Consider the following 10899-nt stretch of genomic DNA (forward strand, 5'->3'; position numbering starts at 1 on the left):
CCGTCCTGATCGTCCTACGGAGGCGCGGATGCCGGAGCTCACCGAACTGACCGCGGTACAACTCGTCGACGGCTACCGCAAGGGCGAATTCAGCCCCGTGGAGGCGACCCGCGCGGCCCTGGAGCGGGCGGAGGCGATCCAGCCGGAGGTGAACGCGTTCGTGCGCCTCCTCGCGGACGAGGCCCTCGCGCAGGCGCGGGCGTCGGCCGACCGATGGCGGCGCGGCGAGCCGGCCGGGCTGGTGGACGGCGTGCCGGTCACGGTGAAGGACATCCTGCTGCTGCGCGGGGCGCCGACACTCAAGGGCTCGAAGGCGATCTCGGAGCAGGGCCGCTGGGACGAGGACGCCCCGTCCGTCGCCCGCCTGCGCGAGCACGGCGCCGTCTTCCTCGGCAAGACCACGACGCCCGAGTTCGGCTGGAAGGGCGTGACGGACTCGCCGCTGAACGGCGTGACCCGCAATCCCCACGACCCGTCGCGCACCGCGGGCGGCTCCAGCGGCGGCGCGGCGGCGGCCGTGGCGCTCGGCGCGGGCCCGCTCGCCCTCGGCACGGACGGCGGCGGCAGCGTCCGTATCCCGGCGGCCTTCTGCGGCATCTTCGCGATCAAGCCGACGTACGGCCGCGTCCCCCTCTACCCCGCCAGCGCCTTCGGCACCCTCGCCCACGTGGGCCCGATGACCCGGACCGCGGCGGACGCCGCACTCCTCCTCGACGTCATCGGCATCCCGGACTCCCGTGACTGGTCGGCGCTCGGCCCGGCGCCCGGCTCCTTCGCGGCGGGGCTGTCGGGCGGGGTGCACGGCCTGCGCGTCGCCTACTCGCCCTCCCTCGGCGGCCAGGTGGCGGTACAGCCGGCGGTCGCGGCGGCGGTGCGCCACGCGGTGGAACGCCTCGCGGAACTCGGCGCGTACGTCACCGAGACCGACCCCGACCTCACCGACCCGGTGGACGCCTTCCACACCCTGTGGTTCAGCGGCGCGGCCCGCGTCACCCAGCCCTTCGGACCGCACCAGCGGGAACTCCTCGACCCGGGCCTCAGGGAGATCTGCGACCAGGGCGCCCGCTACAGCGCGCTGGACTACCTCGCCGCGGTGGACGTCCGCATGGACCTCGGCCGCCGCATGGGCCACTTCCACGACTCCTACGACCTCCTGGTCACCCCCACCCTCCCGATCACCGCCTTCGAGGCGGGCGCAGAGGTCCCCAAGGGCTCGGGCCACCGCCGCTGGACGGGCTGGACGCCCTTCACGTACCCGTTCAACATGACCCAGCAGCCGGCGGCGTCCGTACCCGTGGGAACGGACGGCGACGGGCTGCCGGTGGGCCTGCAGATCGTCGCGGCCCGGCACCGGGATGATCTGGTGCTGCGGGCGGCGCATGCGTTGGACGAGGCGGGGGTGACGGGGGCCGGAGGCTGAGGGGCTCGCCGTACGACCCTTGCGGGCTCGCACTCCCGGGGCTGCTCCCGGAGCAGCGCGCGCTCCACTCTTGCCGGCGCGCCCGCCCGGGCGAGGGCCGGGAGGGGTCCCGGTCGGGGTGGGGTTCCATGGCGACCATGATGCGTAGAACGTCATCCACCGCCGTCGTCGCCGTTGTTGCCGCTGTCGTGTTCGCCGCTCTCACGTCGTGTTCCTCGGATTCTTCGGACGGGTCCCCCGCCGAGGGCCGGTCCAGCGGATCCGGCTCCGGGTCACCGGCGTCCGACCCCACGCCGACTCCCACGGAGACGGCCACGCCGTCGCCCTCGCCGACCGGGCCGTGCGCTGACGGGACGTGCGAGATCGAGGTCGCCGTGGGGGACGTCGTGACAGTGCCGGAAACGTACGGCCTCGGGCCGATCGAGGTGAAGGCGATCACCGGCGGCAGGGTCGAGATGGTCGCTCCGCTGACGGGGTCGGGCTACAGCGTTTCGGGCTGTTCCGGTGGCGGCAGCGTGTCGTCGGCGGGCGGCGGCGGGGTCGGGCTGAGCTGCGGCGAGGGACCCGCCGCGACCATCAACGACGCCATGAGCCTGAAGGTCGTCGAGATCCGCGGCACCGCCGCCGTCCTCCGTATCGCACCCGCCGGGTGACGTACGGCTCGGCCCTTGTGGCAGGGCTCCCTGCGGTTCCGTACGAGGGTCGGATTCGTCGGCGGTCTACGGCTCCAGCGCCTTGGTGTCCCACACCAGCCGGAAGCGGGGGCACGCCTCGGTGCCGCCGTCCCAGTCGGCGGCGACCACGACGGTGTCCAGGTCGCCGTCCGAGGAGTAGTCGGTGGGGATCACGTACGCCTGCTGCCCCTGGAAGGTACCGGCGCCGGCCTCCCGTCCGTTGACGGTGATCCGCCACCGGATCGCACGGTCCGCGCAGCCCGCCGGGACGTACGCGGTCAGCTGGCCCGACACGTCGTCGACGCGGCGGAGGTGGGGCAGGGAGAACGACCGCCGGACGCTCAGAGTGCTTTCGAGGCTGTCGCGCACCCGCCAGGTGAAGGTGTAGCGCTCGTTGTCGGTGAGACCGGCGCCCACGTGACGGGAGCTGAACTCGGTGTCCGGGGCAGGGCCTCCTGTGTGGACGAGTCTGACGTTCGCCGTGGCCAGGATCTGGAAGATCCCTCCGACCAACACCACCAGGGCGACCAGCACCAAGCACAGGAGAACGACGCACCCCCAAGCCGGCAGAAGCTCCGACTCCTCCGGCTTCGTCGGCTCCTTGTCCATGTCACAAGCATTGCCCTACGCGTCGGGACCCCTCCCGTACCGCTGCGAGGGCTCACAGATCACGCCCGCCGAAAACTGAGCGTCTCCCCCGCCGCCCCGGACCGCCACAGGTCATTACAAGCCACCGCCATGTCCTGAAGGCCCTCGACGATCTGGCCCCAGACGATGCCGGGGACCCAGCCGACGTCGGCGTTGAGGAGGAGGTTGTTGCGTTCGTAGAAGAGGGCCAGGTCGACCAGGGTGGTGCCGGGGCGGACCTCGCGGTCGTAGCCGTAGGCGCGGGTGCCGAGTTCCGCGCCGGCGAAGGAGAAGTAGCAGAGGTCGCCGGGGATCGGGGTGACCGTCGGGTTCTCCAGGGGCGGTTCCGCTTCCGCGAAGGGTGGGAAGAGGGCGTAGATCTCGTTGCGGGCGTACTTCGCGTGGTAGACGTCGCTGCTCAGGGGCAGCGCGTCCCACACCGCCGCGCACGTGATCGGTGCCCGGTCGTCGAGCAGTCGTGCCCGGCACCGGACCCCGCGTCGGTCCAGCGCGACCTCCACGTAGCGTTCCGCCATTCCGTCCCCCTTCAAATCGTTGGGCGTCCTCCGCGTTTCTCCGGGGCCATCTGCCCTGCCGCGCGCGTTCCAATGCAACTCGCTGGAGAACCCGCCCGTACGTGAAGAAACGGGGAGTGGCCGGAATACCCGGTGTCGATCCGGGTAGCCGCGCGCCCATGGTTGGACTGCAGGCAGACGACAACGGCTCACGAAGCACGAGGAGACCCGGCATACGCCGACGCACCCTGCTCTCGGGCACGGCCGCGCTGGTCACGGCGGGCGCGGTCGGGGCGAGTAGCGGGTGCAGCCGGGTGGCCACGGCCGACACCGGGGACGGCGGGCACCTGCTCGATCAGTTGCGGGCCAACGGCACCGTGCGCCTGGGCATCGCGGGCGAGCAGCCGTACGGCTATATCGGCACGGACGGCAAGATCACCGGGTCGGCCCCGGCCATCGCCGAGCGCATCTTCGGCAATCTCGGCGTCGAGAACGTCGAACCGTTCCCGACCGAGTTCGGCTCGCTGATCTTCGGACTGAACTCGCTGCAGTTCGACGTGGTCGCGGCCGGCATGTACATCAACCCGGAGCGCTGCGAACAGGTGCTCTTCGCCGACCCCGAGTACCAGATGAAGGACGCCTTCATCGTGCCCAAGGGCAACCCGAAGAACCTTCGCACCTACGCCGACATCGCGCGGGCGAAGGCCCGGATGGCGACCGGCATCGGCTACGCGGAGATCGACTACGCCAAGGAGGCGGGTGTGAAGCAGATCGACACCCTGCCCGACCAGCTGGCCGGTCTCCTCGCCGTCGAACAGGGCCGCGTCGACGTCTTCGTGGGCACCGCCGTCACGGTGCGCAACGTGGTGAAGCAGACCGGCAGCAAGAAGGTGGAGGCGACCGAGGAGGTCACGCCGTACATGGACGGGAAACCGGTCGTCGACGCCGGCGCCTTCGCCTTCCGGATGCCGGAGCGGAACCTTCGGGACGCGTTCAACCGTGAGCTGCACAAGCTGAAGCGGAGCGGTGAGCTGCTGGAGATCATGCGGCCCTTCGGCTTCACGAAGGACCAGATGACGAATCTCACGGCCGAGGAGAAGTGCCGGTCATGAGCGACATCAACTCCCATCTGTGGGCTCTCCTCTTCGACGGTGTCTGGATCACCGTCCAGCTGACCGTGTTCAGTGCCGCGCTCGGCGCGGTCGTCGCCTTCGTCGTGGGCACCGCCCGTACACACCGGCTGTGGATCGTGCGCTTCGTGTCGGGCGCGTACTTCGAGATGTTCCGCGGCACCTCCGCCCTGGTCCTGATGATCTGGGTGTTCTTCGTGGTGCCGTTGACCCTTGGCTGGCAGCTCGTGCCGATGTGGGCCGCCGTGCTCACCCTGGGCTGCACCTACGGCGCCTACGGCTCGGAGATCGTCCGGGGTGCGGTGGCCGCCGTGCCGCCGGCCCAGCGTGAGGCCGGCGTCGCCCTGGGCTTCACGCCGGCCCAGCGGATGCGCAAGATCGTGCTGCCGCAAGCCTGGCCCGAGATGGTGCCGCCCTTCAACAACCTGCTCATCGAGCTGCTGAAGGGCACCGCCCTGGTCTCCGTTCTCGGCGTGGGGGACATCACCTTCGCCGCCCAGCTGGTGCGCAACGCCACCGGCCAGAGCGCCCCGGTCTACACCGTCATCCTCGTCATGTACTTCGTGCTCGCCTTCCTGCTCACCCGCGTGATGCGCCTGGTGGAACGCAGGGCCAAGGCGAGTGTCGGGCGGACCCCGCCCAAGGGCAGCATCGCGACCGCCCTGTCCCGGCCCGGGCCCGGGAAGGCCGACGCGGGCCGGCCGCAGGACCTCGTAGCCGGCTCGTCCGCCGCTCCCGGAGGTGCCTCATGACGTGGAACTGGTCCACGCTGGGCGACTTCATGCCGGTCTTCTGGGACGGCGTCGTCGTCACGCTGCAGGCCCTCGTACTGGGCTCGCTGATCGCCTTCGCCCTCGGGCTGGTCTGGGCCCTGGCCCAGCGCTCGCCCCTGAAGGTGGTGAGCTGGCCGGTGACGGCGGTCACCGAGTTCATCCGCAACACCCCGTTGCTGGTGCAGCTCTTCTTCATCTTCTACGTCCTGCCGGAGTGGGGCCTCACCCTCTCCGCGCTGGCGACGGGCGTGATCGGCCTCGGCCTGCACTACTCCACGTACACCGCGGAGGTGTACCGCGCCGGCATCGACGGCGTGCCCGCCGGCCAGTGGGAGGCGGCGACCGCGCTCAGCATGCCGCGCACGCGCACCTGGACCGCGGTGATCCTGCCGCAGGCGCTGCGCCGCGTCGTGCCCGCCCTGGGCAACTACGTCATCGCGATGCTGAAGGACTCGCCGATGCTGATGACCATCGGCGTGCTGGAGATGCTCGGCGAGGCCCGCCAGTTCGGCTCGCAGACCTTCCAGATGAACGAGCCGATCGTGGCCGTAGGGATCGCCTTCATCCTCATCGCCTACCCCGCCTCCCTCCTCCTCCGAGCCCTGGAGCGTCGTCTTGCCCGCTGACACCGAACCCACGACACCGCCCGACAAGCAGCCCTCGGCCGCGGACGGCAAGCAGCCCTCGGCGCCGACCCTCGGCAAGCAGGCCGCCGCCCCCGCCGCGGAGACCCGTGAGCTGATCCGCCTGGAGCAGGTCACCAAGCGCTTCGGCGGCAACACCGTCCTCGACCACCTCGACTTCTCCGTCGACACCGGCAAGCACGTCACGCTGATCGGCCCGTCCGGCTCCGGCAAGACGACGATCCTGCGGCTGCTGATGACCCTGGCCGAGCCCGACGAGGGCACGATCACCGTCGACGGGGAGCAGCTCTTCCCGGCCCCCGAGAAGCAGGTCCGCGAGGTCCGCAAGAAGATCGGGATGGTCTTCCAGCAGTTCAACCTCTTCCCGAACATGAAGGTGCTCAGGAACGTCACCGAGGCGCCGGTCACCGTCCTCGGCCTGTCCAAGGACGAGGCCGAGCAGCGGGCCCGGGACCTGCTCGACCTGGTGGGCCTCGGCGACAAGTGCGACGCCTATCCGACGCAGCTGTCGGGCGGCCAGCAGCAGCGGGTGGCGATCGCCCGGGCGCTGGCGATGCGGCCGCAGGTGCTCCTGCTGGACGAGGTGACGTCGGCGCTGGACCCGGAGCTCGTGGCCGGCGTGCTGGACGTGCTGCGGGACATCGCCCGCAGCACCGACATCACGATGCTGTGCGTGACCCACGAGATGAACTTCGCCCGGGACATCTCGGATCAGGTACTGATGTTCGACTCGGGCCGTGTCATCGAGTCCGGGCCGCCGGAGAAGCTCTTCGGCGACCCCGACCACGAACGGACGCGGGAGTTCCTGAGCGCCGTACTGTAGCGACCCGCACGGGAGGGCGCCGGCACCGTGGCCGGCGCCCAGCCATGGGCATATGCCCCTTGCATAATCCCCAGTTCACACGCCCTGCGGGCGCCGGTATCGCGACCCCGAATCTGCGGAACAGCCCCTCCGCCGACGGCGGTTGGCGGCTATCGTGGTAGGGCCCGGCTGTCCGGAAAACGGCCCTACAAGCGCAGGGGGAGCACCGTGGCGCTGATGCACGAGCCGACCGCGCCGTACCACTCGGCCCAGGACGCCCTGCGCGTCCTGGAGACGGTGGCGCGGCACACCACCGGAGTCACCGACACCCAGCTCGCCCGCCTCACCGGCCTCAGCCCGGAGCGACTGACCACGCTCCTGCGGATGCTGCGCCGCGAGGGATACGTCGAGCAGGTCACCGACGGCGCGTACGTCACCGGTGACGCCCTCACCCGCCTCGGCTCCGCCGGAGCCGACCGCGAGCTGGCGGTGCGCGAGCGCCTCCAGCAGACCCTCGACCGGCTGCGCGACTCCGTCGGCGCCGCCGTCTACATCAGCCGGTACGTCGACGGCGAGATCAACGTCACCCAGTACGCCGACAGCCCGGCCACTCCCGCGGTCCACGAGTGGGTCGACTTCCGCTACTCCGCGCACGCCACCGCGATCGGCAAGAGCCTGCTCGGCCAGCTCGACCACAACAGCCGCCGCGACCACCTCTCCCGTCACAAGATGGCCCGGCTCACCTCGCGCACCATCACCAGCGACAAGCTGCTGCTCTCCCGCCTGGAGTCCCAGCCGCCGACGGTGCCCCACCTCGATCTCCAGGAGTACGCGGTCGGCACGGTCTGCGCGGCCGTTCCGATCACGGCCGGCTCCTCGGTCGGCTGCCTGGCCCTGTCCCTCCCGGTCGAGCACGCCCACCGGCTCCGCCAGGCCGCGGACCGGCTGAACCGGGGGGCGGCGCCCGTACTGCTGTCCCTGGCGATCTAGAACACGATCTGGAACACGGTCTGGAACGCTGGAACACGATCTGCAACACACAGAGGCGATCCAGGGCACACGGATCGGCGTCAGAAGCACCCCTGCGGACCAGGTAGTATTTTCCTTGTCGCCCACCGCCGAAGGCGGACGGCGGGAGTCATGCGCCGCTAGCTCAGTTGGTTAGAGCAGCTGACTCTTAATCAGCGGGTCCGGGGTTCGAGTCCCTGGCGGCGCACAGATGAAGGGCCTCTCGTGGACGCGAGGGGCCCTTCGGCTTCCTCCCTGGTCAGCCTCCGGTAGGCCCGCTCCCCGGGAGGCCGCCACCACACCGGGTCCGCGCACCGGAACCCTTCCCTCCGCAGCAGTGCCCGGTGGATCTTGTTCGTGGCCGTGACGGGCATCCGCTCCACCACCCGTACGAAGCGGGGCGCCATCTTCGTCCCCAGGTCCGGCTGGGCGAGCAGGAAGTCGGCGAAGGCCCGCGGTTCGAAGTCCCCGGCGATCGCCGCCATCACCTGGTCCCCGGTGACCGGATCCGGCACCGCGTAGACAGCGACGGCGACCGCGCCCTCGTACCGGGCGAGGATGTTCTCGATCATCGTGGCGGCGAGGTTCTCGCTGTCGACGCGGAGACGATCGTCGGTGCGGCCGGCGAAGTAGAGGTAGCCGTCGGCGTCCCGGTAGAAGAGGTCGCCGGTCCAGTACCAGCCGTCGTCCCGCCGCCGCTCCGCCTCCGCCTGCGGGTTGCGCCAGTAGCCCTCGAAGGGGCTGGGTCCGCGGTTCACCAGCTCCCCGATGGCGTCGTCACCGTTCAGCAGCCGACCGGCCCCGTCGAAGATCGCCGGTGGGCACTCCTCGTGCGTCTGCGGATCCAGGACGACCAAGCCGGGTGCCGCCGGGCCGACCGCGCCCGGCGGTGTGCCCGGCCGCCACTGGATCGCCGCGCCGCCTTCCGACGACCCGTATCCCTCCACCAGCCGCACCCCGAACCGCCGCTCGAACGCCGCCGCGTCCACCGCCCCCGCCTCCGTGCCGAAGCCCAGCCGCAGCGGGTTGTCGCGGTCGTCGGGGCGTGGCTCGGTGGCGAGGATGTACTGCACGGCCCGGCCGACGTAGGTGAAGTACGTCGCCCGGTAGCGCCGTACGTCCGCCAGGAACCGCGACGCCGAGAACCGCCGCCGCAGCGCCACGCCCGCGCCGGCCACGAGGGCGGGCGCCCAGTCGGCGATCACCGCGTTGCCGTGGAACATCGGCATGCAGACGTAGTGCACGTCGTCCGGACCCACCCCGAACTGCTCGGCCAGCGAGCGCCCGGCGGCGGCCAGGCGGCCCTGGGAGCAGAGCGCGGCCTTGGGGGCGCCGGTCGAGCCGGAGGTGAAGTAGAGGAGCAGGTGGTCGGCGGGGGTAGCGCGGGAGGTGTCCGGCCGCGCGTCGGCGTACGGGGCGAGCAGCTCACCGTATTCCTCCGTGTCGGTCACCAGCAGGCGCACCCCGGGCAGGTCGAGGCCGGCCAGGAGGGGCAGGTGGGTGCGCTCGGTGACGAGGAGGCGGCACTCGGTGTGCAGGACGTCGCGGGCGAGTTCGGGGCCCCGGCGGGTGGGATTGATTCCGGCCACGGCGGCGCGCGCGAGGGCGGCCGCGCTCAGCCACATCGGGTACTCGGGGGTGTTGTCGAGCAGGACCCCGATATGTGCGCGGGGTGGCAGCAGGTCGGTCAGTAGGGCTGCCCGGGCCGCGGCCCCCGCCGCCACCTCGTGGTGGGTCAGCACCCGGTCCTCGCACCACAGACCCGGGCGGTGGTCTCCCCACCGGCCGGCGACGAGCTCCGCGACCGTACGCCTCCTGGATTCCATGGAGGCGCACGGTAGTTGACGTACCGTCAGATGTGGAGCCTCAGAACGTGACGTCCGAGCAGGCGTAGAACGCGTTGCCCGTGTCCGCGACCGTCCACACCGCCAGGATCACGTGGCGGCCGCTCAGCCCGGACGGCAGCGTGCCGCTGTGGGAGAGCGTGGACGGGGGGCGCTGACCGCCGTAGGGGACGGTCAGGAACGGGGTGAGGTTGAGGTCGGAGCGGGCCAGGTTGTGGTTCTGGTTCCAGCCCGGCTGGGTGACGTAGTACTTGAAGTCGGTCGTGGCGTGCATAGCCGTGAACTGCCAGCGGAACGTGTAGCGCTGACCGCCCGACACCCTGGTGGTCGGCCAGGCGCCGCCCGAGGGGGTCCTGGAGCTGTCGAGCTGTGCGAACCGCGTGTGGCCGGCGGAACATATCCGGCCGTCGGCCGGACCGGAGGCGGGGAAGCCCTTGGGGCCCTCGACGCTCTGCGGCTCCCACTGGATGTCGCCGCAGTTCGTCACGGTGCCGTTCTGGCAGAGCTTCTGCCGGCTGATGGGGAGGTCTGTGTAGCCGTGGCTGCTGGCGCCGCCGGAGGAGAGCACGAGGGTTCCGGCGGTGGCGAGGCCCACCACGGCGGCGTACGACTTGGTCCTTCTGCGCATGCTGCCGCTCCTGGAGAACGTGGGGAGGTTCAGTGAGCTGTGCAGGTAGGTCTAGACCAAGTCTGAGATTATGACCGCCTCTTGAACATGTCCATACCAATCACGGGACTTGTTCGACGGGTCGTCACGGGACGTCAGGGGGCGGTTTCCCCGCGCCCCGCACAGAACGCCACCGTCAGGTCCTTCACCAGCACCTTCCGCTCGTAGTCGTCGAGTTCGACCAGCCCCCGCATGGTCAGCCGGGTCACCGTGTCCTCCACCGAGTCCACGACCGAGGTGAGCACGCTCGCCCGGTGCTCGGCGTCCAGCGCGGCGAGCCGGCGGCGGTGCATCGCGGAGGCGACCTCGGGGGCGTACTCCACCCGCAGCGGCCGCACCGAGAACACCTCGACCCCGACCGGCACCGTGTCCGTCGCGACCTGCCGGGTCAGTGCGTCCTCGGTGGCGTCGACACAGGCCCGGCCGGAGCCGGGCATCTCCACCGGCACCCGGGCGAGCGCCGCCTCGACGCACTCGCGCAGGTACGTCTCGTGGTCCTCCACCCCCAGCGTGGCCCGCGCGGTGTCCCGCACCCGCCACACCACCAGCACCGCCGCCCGCAGCGCGACCCCGCTCGTGTCGGCCGCGTGCATCGGCTCGCTGCGCCAGTGCCGCAGGCGTACGTCGACCCGGCGGCGCAGCAGCAGCGGGTTGACCCACATAAGGCCGGTGCGCCGGACGGTCCCCCGGTAGCGGCCGAACAGGCCGAGCACCCAGGCCCGCCCGGTCCGGCCGCGCGCCAGCCCGCCGAAGCCGAACAACCCCAGCGCGCCCGCACCCGCGTATGCCGCCCAC

The 10899-nt window shown here is 71.2% G+C and carries 12 protein-coding genes and 1 tRNA gene; 8 read left to right on the forward strand and 5 right to left on the reverse strand.

The features are described from left to right. The first annotated feature begins 28 nt into the window (after positions 1 to 28). Together CLM62_RS45910 and CLM62_RS45915 are read left to right on the forward strand one after the other, a co-directional pair. Positions 29 to 1420 (forward strand): amidase, encoded by a 1392-nt coding sequence (locus CLM62_RS45910; RefSeq protein ID WP_095755852.1) that lies wholly within the window; start codon positions 29 to 31, stop codon positions 1418 to 1420. 386 nt (positions 1421 to 1806) lie between these two features. Further along, positions 1807 to 2073 (forward strand): hypothetical protein, encoded by a 267-nt coding sequence (locus CLM62_RS45915; RefSeq protein ID WP_257004482.1) that lies wholly within the window; start codon positions 1807 to 1809, stop codon positions 2071 to 2073. Positions 2074 to 2139: 66 nt separating this feature from the next. On the opposite strand, the gene CLM62_RS45920 is transcribed toward CLM62_RS45915, so the two are convergent. Both CLM62_RS45920 and CLM62_RS45925 read right to left on the reverse strand, forming a co-directional pair. Further along, positions 2140 to 2703: a hypothetical protein gene (locus CLM62_RS45920; RefSeq protein WP_095755854.1), complete on the reverse strand. Its 564-nt coding sequence runs from the start codon at positions 2701 to 2703 to the stop codon at positions 2140 to 2142. Positions 2704 to 2762: 59 nt separating this feature from the next. Next, positions 2763 to 3257 (reverse strand): DUF3830 family protein, encoded by a 495-nt coding sequence (locus CLM62_RS45925; protein ID WP_095755855.1) that lies wholly within the window; start codon positions 3255 to 3257, stop codon positions 2763 to 2765. A 158-nt stretch (positions 3258 to 3415) separates the two neighbouring features. Here CLM62_RS45925 and ehuB point away from each other — a divergent pair, with 158 nt between their 5' ends. The 6 genes from ehuB (at position 3416) to CLM62_RS45955 (ending at position 7801) form a co-directional block, all read left to right on the forward strand. Continuing rightward, a complete protein-coding gene (gene ehuB / locus CLM62_RS45930; RefSeq protein ID WP_095755856.1) occupies positions 3416 to 4348 on the forward strand; it encodes an ectoine/hydroxyectoine ABC transporter substrate-binding protein EhuB in 933 nt (310 codons plus the stop codon). Then, a complete protein-coding gene (ehuC, locus tag CLM62_RS45935) occupies positions 4345 to 5118 on the forward strand; it encodes an ectoine/hydroxyectoine ABC transporter permease subunit EhuC (RefSeq protein ID WP_095755857.1) in 774 nt (257 codons plus the stop codon). Before ehuB ends, ehuC begins: the two co-directional genes overlap by 4 nt. After that, the gene (gene ehuD / locus CLM62_RS45940) at positions 5115 to 5765 is read left to right on the forward strand and encodes an ectoine/hydroxyectoine ABC transporter permease subunit EhuD (protein WP_095755858.1); all 651 of its coding nucleotides are present in this window, start codon (positions 5115 to 5117) and stop codon (positions 5763 to 5765) included. Before ehuC ends, ehuD begins: the two co-directional genes overlap by 4 nt. Before the next feature lie 112 nt (positions 5766 to 5877). Continuing rightward, positions 5878 to 6606, forward strand: coding sequence for an ectoine/hydroxyectoine ABC transporter ATP-binding protein EhuA (gene ehuA, locus CLM62_RS45945; protein WP_095755869.1), 729 nt, complete (start codon positions 5878 to 5880; stop codon positions 6604 to 6606). 207 nt (positions 6607 to 6813) lie between these two features. Next, positions 6814 to 7575 carry an IclR family transcriptional regulator gene (locus tag CLM62_RS45950; RefSeq protein WP_095755859.1) on the forward strand — a complete coding sequence of 254 codons (762 nt, stop codon included), beginning with the start codon at positions 6814 to 6816 and terminating at the stop codon, positions 7573 to 7575. 152 nt (positions 7576 to 7727) lie between these two features. After that, positions 7728 to 7801, forward strand: a tRNA-Lys gene (locus CLM62_RS45955). Here CLM62_RS45955 and CLM62_RS45960 read toward each other — a convergent pair. The 3 genes from CLM62_RS45960 to CLM62_RS45970 form a co-directional block, all read right to left on the reverse strand. Further along, a complete protein-coding gene (locus tag CLM62_RS45960; RefSeq protein WP_095755860.1) occupies positions 7767 to 9419 on the reverse strand; it encodes a long-chain-fatty-acid--CoA ligase in 1653 nt (550 codons plus the stop codon). The genes CLM62_RS45955 and CLM62_RS45960 overlap by 35 nt on opposite strands. A gap of 40 nt (positions 9420 to 9459) precedes the next feature. Continuing rightward, positions 9460 to 10065 carry a lytic polysaccharide monooxygenase gene (locus CLM62_RS45965; RefSeq protein WP_095755861.1) on the reverse strand — a complete coding sequence of 202 codons (606 nt, stop codon included), beginning with the start codon at positions 10063 to 10065 and terminating at the stop codon, positions 9460 to 9462. Positions 10066 to 10199: 134 nt separating this feature from the next. After that, a partial coding sequence (locus tag CLM62_RS45970; protein ID WP_257004483.1) for an SPFH domain-containing protein occupies positions 10200 to 10899 on the reverse strand: 700 nt, incomplete at its 5' end.

It is taken from the genome of Streptomyces sp. SA15, assembly GCF_002291145.1.
Lineage (GTDB): Bacteria > Actinomycetota > Actinomycetes > Streptomycetales > Streptomycetaceae > Streptomyces.

Excerpts from the sequence above, each read along its gene's own strand:
- CLM62_RS45925 (WP_095755855.1), bottom strand. The coding sequence starts at position 3,257 with ATGGCGGAACGCTACGTGGAGGTCGCGCTGGACCGACGCGGGGTCCGG.
- ehuC (WP_095755857.1), top strand. The coding sequence starts at position 4,345 with ATGAGCGACATCAACTCCCATCTGTGGGCTCTCCTCTTCGACGGTGTC.
- CLM62_RS45960 (WP_095755860.1), bottom strand. The coding sequence starts at position 9,419 with ATGGAATCCAGGAGGCGTACGGTCGCGGAGCTCGTCGCCGGCCGGTGG.
- CLM62_RS45910 (WP_095755852.1), top strand. The coding sequence starts at position 29 with ATGCCGGAGCTCACCGAACTGACCGCGGTACAACTCGTCGACGGCTAC.
- CLM62_RS45920 (WP_095755854.1), bottom strand. The coding sequence starts at position 2,703 with ATGGACAAGGAGCCGACGAAGCCGGAGGAGTCGGAGCTTCTGCCGGCT.
- CLM62_RS45965 (WP_095755861.1), bottom strand. The coding sequence starts at position 10,065 with ATGCGCAGAAGGACCAAGTCGTACGCCGCCGTGGTGGGCCTCGCCACC.
- ehuB (WP_095755856.1), top strand. The coding sequence starts at position 3,416 with ATGGTTGGACTGCAGGCAGACGACAACGGCTCACGAAGCACGAGGAGA.
- ehuD (WP_095755858.1), top strand. The coding sequence starts at position 5,115 with ATGACGTGGAACTGGTCCACGCTGGGCGACTTCATGCCGGTCTTCTGG.